Raw genomic sequence first — 21,015 nt, forward strand, 5'->3', positions numbered from 1 at the left:
TATAAACGGACGTGGAGAGGGTGTAAGACCTCATTTGGAGGCAACCTTCAGCGAAGCGTCAACCCCAATCAGCGACCACCCCTAAAAAGGTGGCGTGGTGAGGAATCCCCCGCGCTCTTTAGCCGGGGGAGGATGTCAAAACAGAAGGTTGATCAAATTCTGGAATGGATTAGCACACAAAACCAGTAATTAGCTAGAGGGACCACTATTGTAGAGACGTTGCATGCAACGTCTCTACATCAATAAGGAGGGGAAGGTAGACAAGTAAAAGAAAACCTATTCACAGGTAAATTCAATCTAACTTTTCAAAGCTAGCTATTATACCAGCTTTTTTAGTATAGGTGATTAGTATGGTTTAATGTAGCCTATTCCCGGTTCCCTGACAAATGACAAATGACGTAATTGGTATTGACTTAGGCGGAACGGCGATTAAGCTGGGGCGCTTCCAGAAAGATGGCACTTGCGTCCAATCTTTAACTGTGGCGACACCTCAACCCTCAACCCCCAAAGCTGTGGTTGAGGTAATGGCAGACGCGATCGCACAACTTAATCCTAACCATAGCGTTATTGCTATTGGTGTGGGTACTCCAGGACCTGCGGATGCCGCCGGAAGGATTGCTAGAGTGGCGATTAACCTCAACAATTGGCACGATATTCCCCTAGCCGATTGGTTAGAAGCCAAAACAGGTTGCCCGACGATTATCGCCAATGATGCCAATTGTGCGGGTTTAGGTGAAGCTTGGTTAGGTGCAGGACGTCCATTTCGCCATCTGATTATGCTCACATTGGGTACTGGTGTTGGTGGGGCGATTATTCTCGATGGGAAACTCTTTGTCGGTTCCCAAGGCGCAGCCGGGGAGTTGGGGTTAATCACGTTAAATCCAGAAGGTCCTGCTTGTAATAGTGGCAATCAAGGATCTTTGGAACAATATTTATCCATTGGTGCGATTCGCCGCCGTATCGGAAAAGAACCGGCTGAACTGGGTCGTTTGGCAAACGGAGGCAATCTGGAGGCGTTAAATTTCTGGAAATATTACGGACGGGATTTAGGCGCAGGATTGGCGAGTTTGATTTATGTCCTCACTCCAGAAGCGATTATTATTGGCGGTGGAGTTAGTGCCAGTGCCAATTTTTTCTTGCCAGCAGCCTGGGCAGAAATTGAACGTCGAGTGTTACCCAGTTCTCGTACAGGTTTACAGTTACTCACGGCTACTCTAGGGAATCAAGCGGGAATGGTCGGGGCTGCTAAATTAGCCTTACAAATGAGAAATGATGAACTATGATTAATTATTAGATCAAGTAAACGTTCCTATCGATGCCGTTATGCCCCAAACACACATCAGATTTGATTGGGCGATTAAAAAATTACTGAGAAACAAAGCGAATTATGTCGTTTTGGCAGGTTTCTTGAGCGAGTTATTGGGGAAACCCATCAATATTCAATCAATACTCGAAAGTGAAAGCAATCAACAAACCGAGGATGAAAAGTTAAGTCGAGTCGATATTCTCGCGGAAAATGACCAGGGTGAATTGATTCTCATTGAAGTGCAAAACAATACAGAGCAAGATTATTTTCATCGGATGCTCTACGGCACAGCCAGATTAATTACCGACTTCCTGGAAAAAGGAGAACCTTACGGTAACGTCAAAAAAGTCTATTCAGTGAACGTCGTCTACTTTTCTCTGGGACAGGGGAATGATTATATTTATAAAGGAATATTAGATTTTCGGGGTTTGCACCTAGAAGACCGTTTAGGACTATCAATAAACCAGCAGAACCTGTTTAATATCCAAGACGTATATGAGATTTTTCCGGAGTATTATGTAATTAAAGTAAATAACTTTAATGATGTCGCGAAAACTACCCTAGATGAATGGATATATTTTTTGAAAAAGAGCCAAATCAAAGATGAATTTACCGCCCAAGGTTTAGCGGAAGCGAAGGAAAATTTACTCATCGATAGCTTGAGTGAAGAAGAAAGAGCCAACTACCTGAGATTTATGGAAAATCGACGCTATGAAATCAGCATGCTACAAGGTTCGCGATCAGAGGGAAGATTAGAGGGTTTAGAAGAGGGACTCAAGGAGGGAATAGAGCAAGGGAAACAGCAGGAAAAGATTAACATAGCCAGAACATTAAAACAAAGAGGGGTTGATCTTGACACAATTGCAGAAGGAACAGGATTGACTATACAAGAAATTGAGAAACTGTAGCGACTTTAGATGAGACTAGCTAACTCCTCATCACTCCAAATCATACCAAATCCGCCTTTATTACCCCCTTTTGCCACGGCGATTGAAATCGCTGCTACACAAACTTTCGTCCGCCTGCGCGGACTGGTTTATAACGGGGGTAGCGTTCCCCGGATTTGGTATCAAAGTGCAAATGACAAAATCAATGAACAATAGCCATACTTCGGGTTTCAATTTATCTACGGCAACAGATACAGCGCGTTTCAAGTTCGTGAGGTACATTGTTTTCCGTTCTTATCAAGAAAGCAGAATTAGTCTAAACTTCAGTTTCACCTGAATTTCATCTGTCCTTTGGTAGACTGGGGAAGATTTCCGTAAACCCAGAGCGAGTGAACCATGCGTTATCGGCACAAAGCCTTACTAGAATCTGTCCTGATTACCACCCTGCTGCTGTCTATGCCTAATGTGGCTTTTTCCCATGTCGGACATGGGGATGAGTTTCAAGCTACAGGGGGTGTGGAACGAGTACAGGTGAATGCTGAAACTGATCAGATGTTGGGCATTGTTGTCACACCGATCACTCAATCCGCTGAGGGTGGAGCAGGGGTGATGGTTCCTATCACGGCATTGGTGGATGCTGATGGCAAGCAGCTCGTCTTTGTGCAGTATGAGAATTTTTATGAGCCAGTTGAAATTACCACAGGTGCAACTCAGGGCGAACTGATCGAAGTCACCGCAGGATTGTCGGTTGGGGAGAAGCTCGTCACCCAAGGTGGTTTGTCACTTTATGCCGAATCTCGCAAAACCAAAACGGCTGATTCAGCGACTAACCCCGATGCGATCGCATCTCCTAAAACCGATGCAGCTCATGCTCAGGTAGATGCCCAAGGAATCCCTCATAGCCACGATGCTGCTGGTAATATGACCCAAAAACCTGGGGAAGTCGCACCGCAAGAGGGTGGATTTCCGATGAAGATTTTAGCTGCTGTTGGTGGCGGAGCCGTGGTGTTAGTTGGTGCGATCGCTTTTATAGGGGGCAATCGTAAGAAAAAGAATGTCTTTTCTGACAAAAGAGGGGGCTTCTAATCTAAAATGTTTAACACGATTCTGAATCAGACGCTCAAAAACGCGATCGCTCATCGGTGGTTCATCGTTATGGGTGCCATTGTGATTACCTTGTGGGGTGTTGTTAGTATCACCCAGATGCCCCTAGATGTGTTTCCTGAATTTGCACCGCCTCAAGTCGATATTCAAACTGAAGCAACGGGATTGGCTCCAGAGGAGGTGGAAACGCAAATTACTGTACCCATTGAAAGTGCGGTGAATGGCTTACCCGGAGTGACGACGGTGCGATCGTCTTCTAAGGTAGGGCTATCGATGGTGCAGGTAGTCTTTGACCAAGATGCTGATATTTACAAAGCGCGGCAATCGGTAACAGAACGGCTCCAGCAAGTCACGAATCAGCTTCCAGAAGGCACGCATCCGCCAGAAATTTCGCCACTGGTATCCCCGTTGGGTACAATTTTGCAGTATGCCTTTACTGTAAACGGGCAGGGGGAAACCTCGCTGATGGAACTGCGCCGACTGGTGGAAGTCACCCTCAGCAATCAGATTCTGTCAGTACCGGGTGTCTCTCAAGTTACCATTTATGGGGGAGATGAACGCCAAGAACAAGTGCTGGTCGATCCGGCAAAACTGCGATCGCGTAATGTCTCTCTCACCGAAGTCACCAATGCCGCAAGCGGCGCGAATTCCAATGCTCCTGGTGGTTTCCTGATTGGTGGGGGTCAAGAACTGCTGGTGCGCGGCATTGGGCAGATCCAATCCATTGAAGACTTGCAGCAATCTGTGGTGAAGGTGCAGGATGGTCAACCCATTCTGCTCCAAGATGTGGCAGAGGTCAAAACCGGGGCAGCCTTGAAGCGCGGGGATGCCAGTTTTAATGGGCAGCCTGCGGTGGTGCTGATGATTAATAAACAGCCTGATGTGGATACTCCCACCGTCACTAAAGCGGTGGAAGCCGTGATGCGATCGTTACAGCCAACCTTTCCTGCTGATGTACAAGTGGCACGAACCTTTCGCCAGTCTAACTTCATTGATGCGGCGATTCGCAATGTCAGTGGTTCACTGATTCAAGGCATCATCATTGTATCGGTGATCATGCTGCTGTTTTTGATGAATTGGCGCACGGCGGTGATTACGCTGAGTGCGATTCCCCTATCTTTGTTGGTTGGGTTACTCTTGATGAAAGCCTTTGGCTTGGGCATCAATACGATGACATTGGGTGGATTAGTGGTTGCCATTGGCTCCGTTGTGGATGATGCCATTGTGGACATGGAAAACTGCTATCGTGGACTCCGCACGAATCAAGCCCAGGGTAATCCTAAGCATCCCTTTCAAGTTGTCTATGACACCTCTGTCGCAGTACGGTTGGCGGTAATTTTTTCCACCGTGATCATCATTGTGGTATTCGCACCGATTTTTAGTTTGACTGGCGTGGAGGGACGTATTTTTGCGCCGATGGGGTTGGCATATTTGCTGTCAATCGCAGCTTCTACGCTGGTGGCTATGACCCTTTCTCCTGCCCTTTGTGCGATTTTGCTGGCAAATCAAACCTTGCCCCAGGAAGGCACGTTTGTGTCCCGATGGGCAGAACGGCTCTATCGCCCGTTGTTGAATGTTTCGTTGCGATCGCCCCAAATTATTTTAAGCGTGGCACTGGCGGCTTTAGTGGCGGCTTGTGCGATCGTTCCTTCCCTAGGGCGGGTGTTTCTGCCGGAATTCCAGGAAAAATCGATGGTTAACTCGATGGTGTTATTTCCGGGTGTTTCGCTAGATATGACGAATCGGGCAGGGATGGTGCTGTACAATTCCCTTAAGGACAATCCCCTGTATGAATGGGTGCAGGTACGGGCAGGACGCGCTCCTGGGGATGCTGATGGGGCTGGAGTGAGTATGGCACACGTTGATGTGGAACTGAGTGATCGGGCGCTAAAAGACCGGGAAGCCAGCGTTAAACAACTGCGTGAAGCCTTCCTGAAGCTGCCCGGTGTCGCCCCTAATATTGGCGGATTTATCTCCCACCGCATGGATGAGGTACTCTCTGGAGTTAGAAGTGCGATCGCGATAAAAATCTTTGGTCCGGATTTGATCGAACTCCGCCAGATTGGTGAACAGGTGCGCGATGTTATCGATCCGATTCCTGGGGTTGTAGATTTGCAGCTTGAACCCCAACTGCCCATACGTCAGGTGCAAATCCAATATGATCGGGCGGCGGCGGCGACGTATGGATTGAGTATGGAACAATTGTCAGAGGTGGTAGAAACGGCTCTGAATGGTCGAGTGGTGTCCCAGGTAGCAGAAAACCAACAGCTTATTGATATCTCCGTCTCACTGACAGAAAAGGCGCGTAATAGTTTAGATGCGATTGGTGGGATTCCCCTCTCCACTCCCACGGGAGAAACCATCCCCCTGAGTACCGTGGCTAAAGTAGATTACGGCATGGGCGCGAATGTGGTGAATCGGGAAGATGTTTCCCGCTTAATTGTTGTTTCCGCTAACGTTGCTGAACGGGATTTGGGCAGTGTTGTTGGTGATATTCAAGCTCAAATTCGCCAAAACGTACAGTTGCCTAATGGCTATTTTATCCAGTACGGCGGACAGTTTGAGTCGGAGGAACGGGCTACTAATAACCTGCTGGTGTATAGTATTCTGGCGGCGATCGTCATTACCGTGTTGATGTTCTTTTCGGTTAAATCCCTTCCTGCTACGCTCGCGATCATGATTAACTTACCCTTGGCATTAGTGGGAGGCATTGTCTCGATCGCGCTGACTGGCGGTGTGATTTCGGTGGCATCTCTGATTGGCTTTATCACCCTGTTTGGTGTTGCTGTTCGCAATGGTTTGTTACTGGTAGATAATTACAACAACAAGTTTGCTCAGGGAATGTACCTTAAAGATGTAATTGTCAACGGTTCTCTAGAACGAGTAAACGCCATCTTGATGACAGCACTCACTTCTGCATTGGGGATGCTACCGTTAGCGATCGCGAGTGGCGCTGGAAATGAGATTTTACAACCGTTAGCAATTGTGGTTTTAGGAGGTTTGTTTACCTCTACAGCCTTGACATTATTGGTGATTCCTGCACTTTATGCCAAATTTGGCAAGCGGTTGATACCCAAACAAAAAAACAAGGTGGTTAAGACGAGTTTTCCGGTGAATACCACACCGCAATCATCGGTAGATTCACTGTTGTAGAGCTTTTACTAGATTGGGGTTTCCATCCGTTCAATAATCCGTCTCCATCCGTTCATTAATCCGTCTGTAGGGGCGCACGGCGTGCGCCCATTCCCCAACGATTCCCCAACGATTCCCCAAGGATTCCTCAAGGATTACCCAAGGATTCCCCGACGCTTCCCAGGTGTGCGCTCTTTACAGGGGTAACCGGGTAAGGTACAGGCGTGAGGGCGCAAGCCTTAGGCGTGAGGGCGCAAGCCTTGCGCCCCTACGAAAAAACCGCGATCGCACGCGGGTTATCTTAAACTGAAGTTCCCCACCGTTCACTTTAATTGTCCCCACCGACTAAAAACACAATGTCACATCAACTCACAATCACCTACCCAGAAACCTTTCCCGATGCCTTACAACAAACTAGAGAACAGTTTGAACAAGAGGCAAAATGGGCAATGGCAGTGAAACTTTTTGAGATGAAACGCCTATCATCGGGAATGGCAGCCGCATTAATTGGCACGGATAGAGTTTCATTCCTGCTTAACTTAAATCGTTATGGTGTGCCAATGATTGACCTCACCGAAGCAGAACTATTATCGGATTTGGATAATGCCTGAAACCCAGAGGATTGTAATCAATACTTCCCCCTTAATCGCCCTTGTTGCTGCCTTAGGGGATTTAACGATGTTGCAATCTCTCTACACTCAGGTATTGGTTCCCTTGGAAGTCTGTCAAGAAATTATGGCAGGTGGTTCAAGTGGGTTTGCTGTAGCGGAATTTGAAGCAGCAACCTGGCTGCAAAAACAACAAACCTGCTTGACAATTTCTCCCCTTCTGCTCAATTCCCTCGATAGAGGCGAAGCCGCCGTGATTCAGTTAGCTATGAATGAAAACATTCAAACTGTCTGTATTGATGAAGTGGCAGGTAGACGAATTGCCAGATTAAGTGGACTTTCACTGACAGGTTCTATTGGGATTTTACTCCGTGCCAAGCGGGAAGGCTTCATTTTTTCAATGCAGCAAGCGATATCTCAAATGCTCAACCGAGGGATTCGATTAAGTCCAACGGTGATTAAGTTTGCTTTAGAACAATCTGGGGAAAACCCTGTATCTGAGGAATGAGCATTTAGATTATTTATTATGGAGTAGGCTAAAACTAACGTCCTAAATCAACTGGGACAAAATAAATCCAGAGTTTGGCGATCGCACTTTTACTATCAGGTTGAGTGGATGCGGTTCGTTTCGGTTTCCTTTTGTTTCCGTTTCTTGTTGAGATTATCTAAGCATTCTCCCTATGCGAATTCTGTTAGTTGAAGATGAACTGGATTTAGGCGCAGCAATTAAGCGAGTCTTAGTCAGTGAGAAATATGTGGTGGATTGGGTACAAGATGGTACTCTGGCGTGGAGTTACCTGGAGTATCAGTGGACGGATTACACCGTAGCCGTTTTAGACTGGTTACTACCGGGACTATCGGGGTTAGAGTTATGTCAGCGGTTGCGATCGCGAAACAATGCCTTACCTGTACTCATGCTCACTGCCCTGAGTCAACCCGATAAACGAGTGGCGGGGTTGGATGCTGGAGCCGATGATTATTTAGTCAAACCCTTTGTCATGGACGAATTACTGGCACGATTACGCGCTTTGCAGCGGCGCTCACCCCAGCTACACCCCCAAACTTTAAGCGTGGGTGGGTTCACCCTCGATCCTGCCAACAGCACCCTCCAGGTTTGCCGAATTGACCAATCCGTTGAGACAATTTCGTTAACTACCAAAGAATTTCAGATTCTCACCTACCTGATGCAAAATCGCGATCGCATCATTCCCGGTAGCAAGCTGCGCCATCAGCTTTGGGATCTAGACGCCGAACCCATGAGTAACGTCGTAGCGGCACATACACGTTTATCTTAACAGGGGGGTTTGGGGGAGTTGTAAGACCCACGCTGTACCCTTCGACTCCGCTCAGGGTCAGCGTTGGGATACACAACTCCCCCAAGTTAATTTAGGTGACTCAACGTTACCTAAATTAACAGTTAACAGTACAAGACTAGCCAGTAAATGCTGTATAATACAGGGTATGCTGACATTTAACTATCGCTACCGAATCTATCCAGATGTCACTCAAGAGGAACGGTTAATTGAGTGGATGGAAATCGGTCGTCGTGCATATAACTATGCATTGGGGGAGATAAAGGATTGGTGCAATAGTCGTAAATGCTTGATTGATAGATGCTCTCTAGAGAAAGAGTACATCATTCCAGCCGATGCTAAGTTTCCTGGCGAGGTTCAACAGCTTAACAACTTGCCTAAAGCTAAGAAGGAATTCCCCAAGTTAAAAGAGGTTCCCTCCCAAGTCCTTCAGCAAGCGATTAAGCAATTGCATAGAGCCTGGGATTACTTTAAGTCTCGTGGGTTTGGCTTTCCCCGATTTAAAAAGGTGGGGCAGTTTAAATCGCTACTGTTTCCTCAGTTTAAGGAAAACCCTTTAACCGATTTGCATATTAAGCTACCCAAACTTGGGGCAATTCCTATCAACCTGCACCGACCCATTCCATCTGGGTTCACGGTTAAGCAAGTACGAATCATTCGGAAAGCCGACCGATGGTATGCATCTATCAATATTCAATGTGATGTTAGCGTTCCTGCTCCTAAGCCTCATGGACATCCAATTGGGATAGACGTGGGACTGGATAAATTTCTGGCTACCAGCGAGGGTACTATTGTCAAACCGCCTAAGTTTTTCAAGACACTACAAAGCAAGCTGAAATTGCTGCAACGTAGGCTGTCCAGGAAAACAAAGCGGTCTAAAAATTACGAAAAAGCCAGGATCAAAGTAGCTCGACTTCACCACTACATTGACAACACTAGAAAGGATTTCCATTTTAAGCAAGCTCACGCCCTTTGCGACACGGGTGATATGGTTTTCATGGAAGACCTGGATTACCGGATCACCGCTAAAGGGTTCCTTGGGAAACAGATGTTGGATGGCGGTTTTGGTCAATTTCGCACCATCACTCAATATGTGTGTTGGAAGCGTGGGAAATTCTTTGCTGTTGTTGATGCTAGAGGGACTTCCCAGGAGTGTCCTGAGTGTAAGGGTGAGGTCAAAAAAGACCTGAGTATTCGGGTGCATGAGTGCCCTCACTGTGGCTATAAAACCGATAGGGATGTTGCCAGTGGTCAAGTCATCAGAAACCGAGGGATAGAATCAATTAGTACCGATGGACTATCGGGAATGGAAACTGCCTGTGCAGACGATCTACCGGGGATTGGTGAAAGCCAATCTAGGCAAGTGTTGAAATCCCGTAAGGGAGTAACCAGGAAATCCTCAAAGTGATTTGGGGAAGCCTGCACCATAATCTTTGATTTGGTGCGGGAGGATGTCACTATATTCGCCTATTTAATCACCAGGGCAAACTTCTCGCCTTTTCACCCAATCAACCCCCGAATCTATCCCCAACCTTCAATCCAGAGCCATGGCAAACGATTTCCACAACTCAGGGTATCCGCTATCGCCAATTTACGATTATGCTACACAGTGCTGATGCCAACCCCAACCCGGAAACTCAGCGCTCATCTTGGGGGTATTTACAAATTGGACGCACTTTAGCCCCTCTAGACGCCGAAAAGGTTCGTATTGAACGGATTTTAGTCAGTTGGCTACCCCTGGTTCTGGGATTAGTTCTAGCCTCCAGTTGGTGGCTCTCTGGATTGGCGATGCAACCGATATACCAATCCTATCGACAGCAGCAACAATTCACCGCTGATGCTGCCCACGAATTACGGACACCCTTGGCTAGCCTGTTAGCGACTGTTGAAGCCATTCTACGGGTTCCCTTTTCAAATCCCCAAGACACTCACACAATGTTACGTCAGATCGAGCGACAGGGACGACGGTTAAGTCATTTAATCGCTGATTTACTTCAACTTACCAGCCTAGAACAACAGTCATTATCCGATAGGTTTCAACCCTGTTGTTTAAATGATTTGATTAGCGATTTATCAGAAGAGTTTTTGGAACTAGCCACAGGTTCTGACATTCAATTAACTTGTGATATTCCCAAGCCATTAATTTACGTGCAGGGAAATGAACCCCAGTTGTATCGATTAGTCTCTAACTTGATTGATAATGCCATTCGCTACACCCCAGCAGGCAATAGCATTAACGTGAGTTTAGAGAAAAGCGATCACACGGCTGTGATTAAAGTAACCGATACCGGGATTGGCATTGCACCGACAGAACAAGCCCACATTTTTGATCGCTTCTATCGAGTGAATCGCGATCGCTCTCGTCACACAGGAGGCTCAGGATTAGGGCTGGCAATTGCTAAGGCGATCGCTATAGCACACCACGGTAGCTTGCAAGTAGACAGCAAACTAGGGGTTGGCAGTACATTCACGGTTCGATTACCCTTGGCAGTTACCCCGCCCTTTATCAATGGACAATTAATAATTGATAATTGACAATTGATTAATTGGGTCTAAGACCTCTTCGTTAAAGATTTTCCTTAATTTCAATCCTCTTCTTTTAAGGAGAGGTCATTATCCATTGTTCATTATCCATTGTCAATTCAAACAATATAACCCGTTTTACGTTTAATATAATCAAGAATTTTTTGATAACTATCTGGATCAGTTTGCTCATTAATAATAATCGGAATTGAACTATCAGGTAACCAAAAAGTTAACTTGCCACTCGCCGCATGAGAAAAGCTACTGATGCGGTTGAGATCAATTACATAGTCACTGCGTTCATATCTAACTTGAATCCAAGATCCGGCTAGGGAATGAGCTGAGACTTGTTTAATATACTCCAAAACTTGATGATACCCCTCAGGGTCACTGTGTTGATTAATGATAATCTGGTGGGCACTATTCGGCAACCAGAAAATAATTTTGCCGTTGGGAGCGCAGGCAAACGCACTGATGCGATCGAGATCAATCACATAATTGCTGCGTTCGTAATCAATTTTTATCCAGTACGCCACAAAACCTCCTCAAGCCATTGCGAGCTTTGAGTTATGAGTTATAGATAATTTTGGCTCGCCTCATAACTCAAAATTCAAACCTCTAGGTCACGATACCTGCACTGGGGATTGCTGGAGAATGGGAGCATCAGTTGGGGGACTTGAAACCTCACCCTGGCATTGTTCTATGGCAGCTTGTACAAATCCTTTAAACAAGGGGTGGGGCGCACTCGGTCGAGAGCTAAACTCTGGGTGAAACTGAGTGGCTAGGAAGAAGGGATGATCGGGGTATTCAATGATTTCCACTAAGCGACCATCGGGAGATGTCCCGCTAATCATGTAACCTGTGTCTAAAAGCAGGTTACGATAGGCATTATTAAATTCATAGCGATGTCGGTGACGTTCATAAATAACCTCTTCCCCATAGAGTGATGCTGCCAAGGTATTCGGCAGAATCCGACAAGGACACATACCTAAGCGCATCGTACCGCCTAAGTCCACAACATCCTGCTGTTCAGGTAACAAGTTAATCACTGGATTACGAGCATTGGGTAAAAACTCCGCACTATGAGCATCCTCAAGCAGGGCAATATTTTGCGCCCATTCAATTACAGAACATTGCATTCCTAAGCATAAACCGAAGAAGGGAATTTTATGGGTACGGGCATATTCAATCGCCGCAATTTTGCCATCTACGCCTCGGATACCAAAACCTCCCGGAACAATGATACCGTTGACTCCGGCTAAAAAGTCTGCGGCGCCCTCGGTTTCAATATCCTCCGAACTCACCCAACGTAGGTTGAATTCGCTCCCCAATGCGATCGCGGCGTGGCGTAATCCTTCGACAACGGATAGATAAGCATCACTCAAGCGGATATACTTGCCGACAATGGCAATTTCCACCTTATGGATTGGGCTATGCATTCGTTCCACCAGGGTTTGCCATTGGCTTAAATCCGGTTCCCGTTGCGGGATTCGCAATAGATCTAGAGTTTGGTTTGCCAGTCCTTCTTGTTCTAAAATCAGGGGGACTTCGTAAATACTATTAGCATCGGGAGAAGTAATCACGGATTCCACAGGCACATCGCAGAACTCCGAGAGTTTCTCTTTAATCCCCGGTTGCAGAGGGCGATCGCACCGACAGACTAAAATATCAGGCTGAATACCAATAGAACGCAGTTCTTTCACCGAATGCTGAGTCGGTTTGGTTTTCATTTCACCCGCAGAAGGAATCCACGGTAGGAGAGTAACGTGCATATACAGCACATTATTGCGCCCCACATCCTTACGGAATTGACGAATTGCTTCCAAAAATGGTAATGATTCAATATCCCCGACTGTGCCGCCAATTTCCGTAATCACCACATCCGGATTAGTATTTTGAGCCACCCGATGAATCCGTGCCTTAATCTCATTGGTAATATGGGGAATCACCTGCACCGTTCCCCCCATATAGTCGCCGCGACGCTCTTTATTCAGAACCGCCTGATAGATTGATCCAGTGGTGACACTATTGAGGCGGGACATCAGCGTATCTGTAAAGCGCTCATAATGTCCCAAGTCTAAATCCGTTTCCGCCCCATCTGCTGTGACAAAAACTTCCCCATGTTGAAAGGGACTCATGGTTCCCGGATCGACGTTAATATAGGGGTCTAGCTTAAGAATCGACACCGAATAGTCCCGTGATTTGAGCAATCGTCCTAAGCTAGCAGCAACGATACCCTTACCGATGCTAGATACAACCCCACCCGTTACAAAGACAAATTTAGCCATAGAATTTTTAAGTACGCCAGACTTTTCAAGATGCACCCCGTTAATTGTGCCACAGTCTTTTAAGATTGTTTCGAGGAGAGCTAGAGCAGGATGCCCTCAATCACTCATAAGAGTAATCTTCCCCTGAGGTGGTTATTGAATTTATCTTCCGCCAACTGCGTACACCCACACCCATGAAACTTGCTTCCCCTGATTTGAGACGCCACCCGTCTCCTCTGGAAAATCCTTTCTCTATTGTCCCCATTTACGACTCGTCTGTACTATGCCTGATTGGTTTTTGGCGATGCTTTTATCCTTTACGTTCAACATCCGCTTCCGTCTGGAATGTTCACCACGAAAGCCTGACGCTTTTTTAGTCCTTCTTTTCTGCTTAAGCACCATGAGCTATAGCTGACAATGCCAAAACCCCCATCACCTTCCCAACTCAACGCTCACCACTCTTTCCACGCTAGACGACTGGCTATGGCTTCTTACGGGCAAGTTAACAAATTGTCCGCTTACATTTGCAAAAGTTTATTTTTCTTTATCTATAAAGAGTACAATGGCAAAATTTTATTCAGAACTCACAGAACCTTTACAAAACTTCATCCAAAAACAACAGATTTTCTTTACCGCGACAGCACCGCGACAGGGAAGGATTAATTTATCCCCCAAAGGTATGGACACGTTTCGCTGTCTTGATCCGAAAATCATCGCTTATCTGGATTTAACGGGCAGTGGCAATGAAACGGCGGCTCATTTGCAGGATGATGGTAGGCTGACTATCATGTTTTGCAGCTTTACCGATACGCCTCTAATTCTACGCCTTTACGGTCAAGGGCGGGTCATTCGCCCCACTGATCCAGAATGGGAAACCTTTTATACCTACTTTAATCCCCTGCCAGGACAACGGCAAATTATAGTTTTGGGTATTGAATCAGCGCAAACTTCCTGTGGCTATGGTGTTCCAATATATGAATTTATGGGTGAACGAGAAACCCTGGTTGAATGGGCAGATAACAAGGGAGAACAGGGAATTTATGAATATTGGCAGGCGAAAAACCTCAAAAGCATTGATGGATTACCAACTCATCTTTTATCCGATTGAAAAAGTAGGCAGGGTGTGGAGAGATGGGGAAGCAGAGGGAGCTGGGGGAGCAGAGGGAGCAGGGGGAACTGGGGTAGGTAAATGATCAATGACGAGAAAAGAGTTTTATGTGTAGGGGCGGGTTTCACTACTATCGTTTTTTGCCCACACTAATGTCACTAAACCCGCCCTGTCTAAATGATGAATTACTGAATAAATGACAAATGACAAATGACATATAAAACCATCTTAGGATTAGCTATATTGGCATCAATTGTTACATCTGGAGCTTGGGCAGAACAACCGCTTTTTGTTGCCTATCCTTCTGCCAATCATCAAACCACGGCTGAGCAAATTTTCTTAATTGGAACAGCACCACCATCAGGAGACGTGCGGGTCAATGGTCAAGTTATCCCCCGCAGTCAGGCTGGACATTTTGCGCCGAGTTTTCCCTTGGAATTGGGCAAAAATAGCTTTACTTTGCGCTATCAAAACCAGACAATTCAGATTAATATAACTCGTGTTGACCCTACCCCAAAGGTGCCAACCGGGTTAACCTTTGCCAAGGATTCCCTAACCCCAAACGTCGATATTGCCCGATTACCCGGAGAACTATTATGTTTTAGTGCGATCGCGCCGCCGAATGCTACAGTTACAGTGAACCTGGCAAATCAAGCCATTCCGTTGATGGCTCAATTCCAGAATATCCAGTTACCGCCAAATTCAGCCGGATTAATTGCTCAAAATCAGGTTGGTATTCAATCGACGACGGGTTACTATCAGGGATGTGCAACCGCAGAAATCGCGGCAAATTTAGGACAACCCCAATATCAGCTAACCTTGAATGGGAAAACCATAAGTCAAGCTGCACCCGGACAGATTTCAATTATCAACCCCGTTGAATTAGAGGTGGCTGAGGTAATCGTGGATGCAGGTGTAGCGCGAACCGGACCTAGTACCACCTATTCTCGCCTCACTCCCTTACCCAAAGGCGTCAGGGCGACGATTACGGGGCGGGAAGGGGAGTGGGTGCGTCTGGATTATGGGGCGTGGATTAAAGCCGAAGAGGTGCGTATCGTTCCCAATACTGTTCCCCCGACAGCCATGATTCGTAGTATCCGCGCTCGTCAGATTACCGGGGCGACAGAAGTAGTATTTCCTTTAAGTACACCTGTACCGATGAGTGTTCAGCAAGGCGATCGCACGTTTACGCTAACGCTGCATAACACAACCGCCCAAACTGATGTGATCCGCTTGGATGATGACCCCTTGATTAAACGCTTAGATTGGCAACAAATTACACCAACTCAGGTAAACTATACCTTTAACTTGAAATCTGACCAACAATGGGGTTATGACCTGAGATATGAAGGAAGCAATCTCATCCTGACGTTACGTCATCCGCCAACTGTTCGCACTCAAAACGTAGAATTTATCCCTGAAAACGCTTTACAACCCCTAACGGGAATTAAAATTCTCTTAGATCCAGGACATGGGGGGGCGGAATTAGGGGCGAGGGGACCTACAGGTTATCCGGAGAAAGATGTGAATTTGATTGTGTCGAAGTTACTGCGAGATCAACTTCGCCAAAAGGGTGCAACGGTATATATGACAAGGGAAGCGGATCAGGCGGTGTCGTTGGGCGATCGCGTGAATATGATTAATCAGATTAAACCTGCGATCGCGCTTTCAATTCATTACAACGCCCTCCCTGATGCAGGTGACGCGATGAATACTAAAGGGGTTGGGATGTTTTGGTATCATCCCCAAGCCCATAATTTGGCGGTATTTTTGCAGAATTATCTGGTGAACCAGTTAGATCGTCCTGCTTATGGGGTGTTTTGGAATAATCTAGCACTCACTCGCCCTCATACCGCGCCATCGGTGTTATTAGAACTGGGATTTATGATTAATCCGGAGGAATTTGAGTGGATTACTAATCCGCAGCAACAACAGAGATTAGCCCGTGCGATCGCGGATGGAGTGACGGAGTGGTTCCACAATGTTCAATAGAACCAAACGTGGGAATTATTTGAATGTAGGAGGATGTCACCATAGAGACGTAGCCTGCTACGTCTCTACTAATTTGGTAGCTGCACTTACGCCTCTGGCTCAATTCCAGCCGCTCGTAACTGTGCGATCAAGGCTTGAACTCGTTGCTGTTCTTGTTCAGCCCGTTGTCGTTCTTGTTCAGCCCATTGTCGTTCCTGCTCAGCCCGTTGTCGTTCCTGCTCAACCAATTCTACCCCCCAAGGTAAAAGTTGCCCAGATTCATCCCACCACCGCAACCAATACCCCTGACGGTTTCCCTTCCTTCCTTCCCACACACCCAAAAATAAGCCGAGTGCTTCTATCCAATAGCGGTTCTCTTGTGGCGACTGCAAGACATAATGTCCAGCATCATTGAGCTGATACATTTCCAGCACACCTTCTTGAGGTTCAAAAATTCCATACTGGGGGACTCGCAACACTTGCTCATAAAAATACCATTTCCCTGGAGGATAAGTCGGCTTGCTCGAATATTCATTTCCTTCTGTATCGGAAAGAAATTCAATTACAATTCCTGGAATATCCCCTTGCAGGTGTGGCGTATAACTGCGACGCACGTTTCCTAGGGATACCTCAATCCGAGGTACATACATCCAATCGGGAGCTTTAACCACAAACTTACCCTCTAACCGGGCGCAGACACCGTAATTCGTAGCGACTAATGTATTGTCTTGCAATCGCCCGGTTTGTTCTAAACTGTCGCTGAGTGCGGCGGCTAATGTCGGCTGATCAATATTATCCACAGGATCATCGGGTAAGGGAAAATCATCGGGTAGCTTCTCCCAGGTAATTTTAGGCTGAGTTGCAACCGTCGTCATCAGGTATCATCTCCCTCCATCTGTAAGCCCTATTTTAGATTAAAATTTTAATAGATTACAAAGCCGCAACAACAGAGATTAGCCCGTGCGATCGCAGATGGGGTGACACAGTGGTTCCAGAATGTTCAATAGAGCCAAACAGTGGGAATTATTTGATTGAGCCGGATGAAAATCATTCAAACCCAAGAGTCTAAGGCAAAAGGTTCTGGTAGAATCCCGTTATCGGTAATAACTTATTTTTGACTTTTTCAGTCACACCCACCTCAAAAAAGACTGATGACACTAAATGATTAGTTCGAGTGGTTTTAAACAGAGGTTTTGCTAGACCTCTAGATGGCAAGGGTAGATGTGGCTTCACCCGCAAATTTCTATCCCTCGAATGAGTTTAATCTAACTCCAGAGGGTCAGCAGCCAGACAACTTAATTGTTAGTCTAAGTTTAGTGATTGTCTGATTTATTGGTTTTTTGAAATTACAATCATTAACTTCCGCTTGAATAATCAAACTATTAAATTTTTATAATGGAGAATAACCTAGAAAATCCAATGGTTCGTTTTTTGAGCCAGTCATCACTTTTACTCCTCAGTTTTTGTGACGACGCTTTAGTGTTGGGACTTTCTCAAATGGGACTTCACATACAGTGGCTCAAGTGGATTTCTCAAGTAATACTGGGCTGCACGATACTCTATTGGGGGGTAAAAGCTTGGAAAAATAGACACATTTTTTTGAGAGTTAGAAAGCTTCTCACTAACACTTAAAGCTGAAGCGGGTTTTTTATAACTTCAACACTGAACTAACTGATCAACCAAGTTTTTACAGACAGTATGAATTATTACTTTATGGAGACGTTCCGCCGGAACGTCTCTACTTATTCTCGATCACTAACTGCTATTACCAACTGACACACGAGTCCCTTAATTTTGAGATTCCTGGGATTTTTTAGTCATCTTCTGAGATTTGTTCAGATAATCTTGATTAATCTTTATTTGCTCAGTGATGGCTTCTGTCTGTGCATTAGTGGCTTTTACATGATGGTTCACGGCGGCTTCATAAGCTTGATTAGAGGCTTCACCGTGCTTTTGATCAGACTTTTCAGCTTCTTCAATTAAAGCTTTCGCTTCCTGCTGTATGGTTTGGCTGTACTCTTCTAGAGACTTTCCATGTTCTGGGTTACCTCTCTCTTTAAAAGATTTCCCCAACTTCTCTAGACGTTTACCCTGCTCCTCAAGCTGCTTGCCATGTTTCTGTGCCAATTTAATCGTTTTGTCAGAAATATCTTTCATATCAGGTTCCAATATTCACAACTACTATCAGGTTAAGACTTAGACATAGTGTCTATCACCTGTCTCAGGGTAAAGTTCCAGGATTTCCCTTGTGAATTATCCAGACGCGATCGCTAATCTTCTGTAAGAGTTTATATGTTCCTATGTTACGCGATCGCTATGTCCCCTCCCTCTGCGCCAGAACCCCCATCTCCTCTTAATTTAGATGAGTGGATTGCGATTATTGTGACATTGACAACAATTGGCGGTATTTTCTATTGGGCGATAGATAGAGAACATAAAGATCAGATTCTGCAAGACTTGGGGTTTTCCCCGCCCTCACCTCAACCTGACTCAACACCGGAATCTCCAGAGCCGACTAAACCCACACCGACGACTCCTGAATTATCCACTTCTGAGACAACACCTCGTCGGGAAGCTGAGGTGCAGGGGAGTCGGGTTGCAGGGGTGCAAGGGAGAATGCAAGCTGCTCCAGCACCTGGAGCGCCGGAGAAAACTCCATCCCCACCTGTAACGCCAACCGTAACCCCAACACCTACTCCCTCGGTGGAATTTTCTGATGTACCCGATGAATTTTGGGCGCACGTTGCAATCGCAGCTTTGGCGAAGCGAGATATTGTGGTGGGCTTTCCCCAGGGTGAATTTAAACCGCAGCGATTTGCCACTCGTGGAGAGTTAGCCGCTATGCTACAGCAGGGATTTGAGCCAAAACCAAAGCGGCGTGCGATCGCGCGGAGCGCAGTGCGGGAGGCAATCGCGTTTAAAGATTTACCCCCCAATTACTGGGGCGCTGAGGCGATTGAGGAGGTGGCTAAAGCGGGAATAATCATTGGATATCCGGATGATAAATTTCGTCCCAACCAACCGATTACCCGTGCAGAAGCATTAGTGGTTTTGGCTAAAGCCCTGAACCTTAAACCCCCATCCGAACCCACTAAAACCTTACAACAGTACCAAGATAGCGATCAAATACCCAACTATGCGATCGCCAACGTCGCAGCGGCGATCAAAGCAGGTTTAGTCACTGGCTATCCTCAAGGCGATTTGCTCAATCCAAATAAACCGGCTACCCGTGCTGAACTTGCGGCTATGCTTCATCAAGCTGTGGTGGTTTCCCAAAAAAGAGCTTAACTGCCATAAATAACGTTTCAGCCTATCTCTTCTACCTAGCTTTTCTCTGGTAATTTGACCTATGCCGATAGACGTACTTTACCTAAATTGACGGATTATCCTCCTCCAACATTCTGCTAAACAATTGACCCTTGAATTAGCCAACAGTCTACCCTCAGATAGATTAATCATTATTAGCCATAGAGCTACTCTGAAATAAGCCAATTAATCTGAATAGCGAGTGAATCCTTAAAATCAAGCGACTCACTTAATAAACAACTCGTAAATAGGAGAACACAAGAGAATGGTTGCTACCCTTACTGATGCTAAGCGCTCTGCCATTGCTGAAAAGCTTGCCGATATGCGGGCAATTCAAAATTTAATTATTGCTAATGAACAGCAATTTATAAAGGAATGCAAAAACAACGAGATTTTTGGTCGCTTAGAAGACATGTTGGAGGATGACCAGAACAACCTGGAAGTTCTGGAAACAACCATCACTCAGTATGGAATTCAATCTGAGCCAAAAGAGAAAGTTCAAAAAATGATTGAACAGGCTCAGGAAATGATGAAAAGTTCTGAACTCAGCCTTTATGAGAAACTGGCTCAGCATGAACTCCTGAAACATGGACAAGTCATGTCCGGACTTGTGGTTCATAAGGCAGCTCAAATCGCTGGTGCGGATGTCGAGGAAGCACTTTCGCCCCTAAATTCGGTTAACTTTGAAAACCGGGCTCATCAGGAAAGACTTAAGGGAATATTGGAATATTTAGGCACTCAAGAGTTAACGGGTGAAGAACCTGATCAAGGGCTTTGGGGACGAGTTCAGGATGCAGTAGCTGCGATGACGGGTGTGATTGGTAGTGCTGTGACTCAGGCTTCTGACAGGTCTGATATGGATATCATGGATATCATTTTCATGGATCACCAAAAAGCGAAAACCTTAATTAGTGAAATTAAGGCAACCAATAATCCGCAGCGCATTCAGGAGTTTTTTGGACAGCTCTACAAGGATGTAATTGTTCACGCCGAAGCAGAAAAAGAAACGGTCTATCCTCAAGTTCGTTCATTTTATGGCGAGGATGATACTCAGGAACTCTATGATGAACATGAGGAGTTAAAAACGACTCTGAATGAGATGAAAGAGCTAGATCCGACTTCCTCCGAGTTTAAGTCCAAACTCAAGCAGGTGAAAGACATGATTGGCGATCACACTCGTCAAGAAGAAAGCACTATGTTTGCTTCTATTCGCAAGAATCTTTCCCCAGAGCAACGAGAACAAATGGCAACTCAATTTAAGGAATCCAAAAAGAAATTGCAAAACCAAATGTAGGGGCGGGTTTAGGGACTAATGTAGGGGCGGGTTTAGGGACTAATGTAGGGGCGGGTTTAGGGACTAAATTCAGCTAACTCACCGATAAATGAACAGCAAAACCCGCCCTAACTCACCGATAAGTGAACAGCAAAACCCGCCCTAACTCACCGATAAGTGAACAGCAAAACCCGCCCTAACTCACCGATAAGTGAAC

Annotated in this window: 17 protein-coding genes and 1 pseudogene; 14 read left to right on the forward strand and 4 right to left on the reverse strand. The window is 46.0% G+C overall.

Annotated features, from left to right (window positions below; translation table 11 throughout):
* Positions 1 to 386: 386 nt before the first annotated feature.
* The 10 genes and pseudogenes from RLO19_RS03490 to rppB all read left to right on the forward strand — a co-directional run.
* Positions 387 to 1,283 carry an ROK family protein gene (locus RLO19_RS03490; RefSeq protein WP_446353876.1) on the forward strand — a complete coding sequence of 299 codons (897 nt, stop codon included), beginning with the start codon at positions 387 to 389 and terminating at the stop codon, positions 1,281 to 1,283.
* 40 nt (positions 1,284 to 1,323) lie between these two features.
* Positions 1,324 to 2,214, forward strand: a complete 891-nt coding sequence (locus RLO19_RS03495; RefSeq protein ID WP_446353878.1) for an Rpn family recombination-promoting nuclease/putative transposase — start codon at positions 1,324 to 1,326, stop codon at positions 2,212 to 2,214.
* A gap of 9 nt (positions 2,215 to 2,223) precedes the next feature.
* Positions 2,224 to 2,409, forward strand: a complete 186-nt coding sequence (locus tag RLO19_RS03500; RefSeq protein WP_446353880.1) for a hypothetical protein — start codon at positions 2,224 to 2,226, stop codon at positions 2,407 to 2,409.
* Between the two features lie 180 nt (positions 2,410 to 2,589).
* On the forward strand, positions 2,590 to 3,279 hold the full coding sequence (locus tag RLO19_RS03505; RefSeq protein ID WP_446353882.1) for a cobalt transporter: 690 nt from the start codon (positions 2,590 to 2,592) through the stop codon (positions 3,277 to 3,279).
* Between the two features lie 6 nt (positions 3,280 to 3,285).
* Positions 3,286 to 6,450, forward strand: a complete 3,165-nt coding sequence (locus tag RLO19_RS03510; protein WP_446353884.1) for an efflux RND transporter permease subunit — start codon at positions 3,286 to 3,288, stop codon at positions 6,448 to 6,450.
* A gap of 335 nt (positions 6,451 to 6,785) precedes the next feature.
* Entirely contained in the window at positions 6,786 to 7,040 is a 255-nt protein-coding gene (locus tag RLO19_RS03515; RefSeq protein WP_446353886.1) for a UPF0175 family protein, read from the forward strand.
* Positions 7,033 to 7,545, forward strand: a complete 513-nt coding sequence (locus tag RLO19_RS03520) for a DUF3368 domain-containing protein (RefSeq protein WP_446353888.1) — start codon at positions 7,033 to 7,035, stop codon at positions 7,543 to 7,545. Before RLO19_RS03515 ends, RLO19_RS03520 begins: the two co-directional genes overlap by 8 nt.
* 172 nt (positions 7,546 to 7,717) lie before the next feature.
* Positions 7,718 to 8,332: a two-component system response regulator RppA gene (gene rppA, locus RLO19_RS03525; RefSeq protein WP_446353890.1), complete on the forward strand. Its 615-nt coding sequence runs from the start codon at positions 7,718 to 7,720 to the stop codon at positions 8,330 to 8,332.
* A gap of 166 nt (positions 8,333 to 8,498) precedes the next feature.
* Positions 8,499 to 9,758, forward strand: coding sequence for an RNA-guided endonuclease InsQ/TnpB family protein (locus tag RLO19_RS03530; RefSeq protein WP_446353892.1), 1,260 nt, complete (start codon positions 8,499 to 8,501; stop codon positions 9,756 to 9,758).
* A gap of 47 nt (positions 9,759 to 9,805) precedes the next feature.
* A pseudogene (gene rppB / locus RLO19_RS03535) lies at positions 9,806 to 10,885 on the forward strand (two-component system sensor histidine kinase RppB); the annotation flags it as partial.
* Between the two features lie 107 nt (positions 10,886 to 10,992).
* Here rppB and RLO19_RS03540 read toward each other — a convergent pair.
* Both RLO19_RS03540 and RLO19_RS03545 read right to left on the reverse strand, forming a co-directional pair.
* Positions 10,993 to 11,409: a hypothetical protein gene (locus RLO19_RS03540; RefSeq protein ID WP_446338594.1), complete on the reverse strand. Its 417-nt coding sequence runs from the start codon at positions 11,407 to 11,409 to the stop codon at positions 10,993 to 10,995.
* 87 nt (positions 11,410 to 11,496) lie between these two features.
* Positions 11,497 to 13,161 (reverse strand): CTP synthase, encoded by a 1,665-nt coding sequence (locus RLO19_RS03545; protein ID WP_446353894.1) that lies wholly within the window; start codon positions 13,159 to 13,161, stop codon positions 11,497 to 11,499.
* 541 nt (positions 13,162 to 13,702) lie between these two features.
* Here RLO19_RS03545 and RLO19_RS03550 point away from each other — a divergent pair.
* Positions 13,703 to 14,248 carry a pyridoxamine 5'-phosphate oxidase family protein gene (locus tag RLO19_RS03550; RefSeq protein WP_446353896.1) on the forward strand — a complete coding sequence of 182 codons (546 nt, stop codon included), beginning with the start codon at positions 13,703 to 13,705 and terminating at the stop codon, positions 14,246 to 14,248.
* Positions 14,249 to 14,458: 210 nt separating this feature from the next.
* Positions 14,459 to 16,240, forward strand: a complete 1,782-nt coding sequence (locus tag RLO19_RS03555) for an N-acetylmuramoyl-L-alanine amidase (RefSeq protein ID WP_446353898.1) — start codon at positions 14,459 to 14,461, stop codon at positions 16,238 to 16,240.
* 86 nt (positions 16,241 to 16,326) lie between these two features.
* Here the strand turns inward: RLO19_RS03555 and RLO19_RS03560 are convergent, their stop codons facing one another.
* Together RLO19_RS03560 and RLO19_RS03565 are read right to left on the reverse strand one after the other, a co-directional pair.
* Positions 16,327 to 17,094 (reverse strand): Uma2 family endonuclease, encoded by a 768-nt coding sequence (locus tag RLO19_RS03560; RefSeq protein ID WP_446353900.1) that lies wholly within the window; start codon positions 17,092 to 17,094, stop codon positions 16,327 to 16,329.
* A 913-nt stretch (positions 17,095 to 18,007) separates the two neighbouring features.
* On the reverse strand, positions 18,008 to 18,376 hold the full coding sequence (locus tag RLO19_RS03565) for a hypothetical protein (protein ID WP_446353902.1): 369 nt from the start codon (positions 18,374 to 18,376) through the stop codon (positions 18,008 to 18,010).
* 135 nt (positions 18,377 to 18,511) lie between these two features.
* Between RLO19_RS03565 and RLO19_RS03570 the strand changes: the two genes are divergently transcribed.
* The gene (locus RLO19_RS03570; protein WP_446353904.1) at positions 18,512 to 19,507 is read left to right on the forward strand and encodes an S-layer homology domain-containing protein; all 996 of its coding nucleotides are present in this window, start codon (positions 18,512 to 18,514) and stop codon (positions 19,505 to 19,507) included.
* Between the two features lie 283 nt (positions 19,508 to 19,790).
* Entirely contained in the window at positions 19,791 to 20,819 is a 1,029-nt protein-coding gene (locus tag RLO19_RS03575) for a hemerythrin domain-containing protein (protein ID WP_446353906.1), read from the forward strand.
* Positions 20,820 to 21,015: the final 196 nt, after the last annotated feature.

This window comes from Coleofasciculus sp. G2-EDA-02 (assembly GCF_040226375.1).
In the GTDB taxonomy this organism is placed as follows: domain Bacteria; phylum Cyanobacteriota; class Cyanobacteriia; order Cyanobacteriales; family Coleofasciculaceae; genus Coleofasciculus.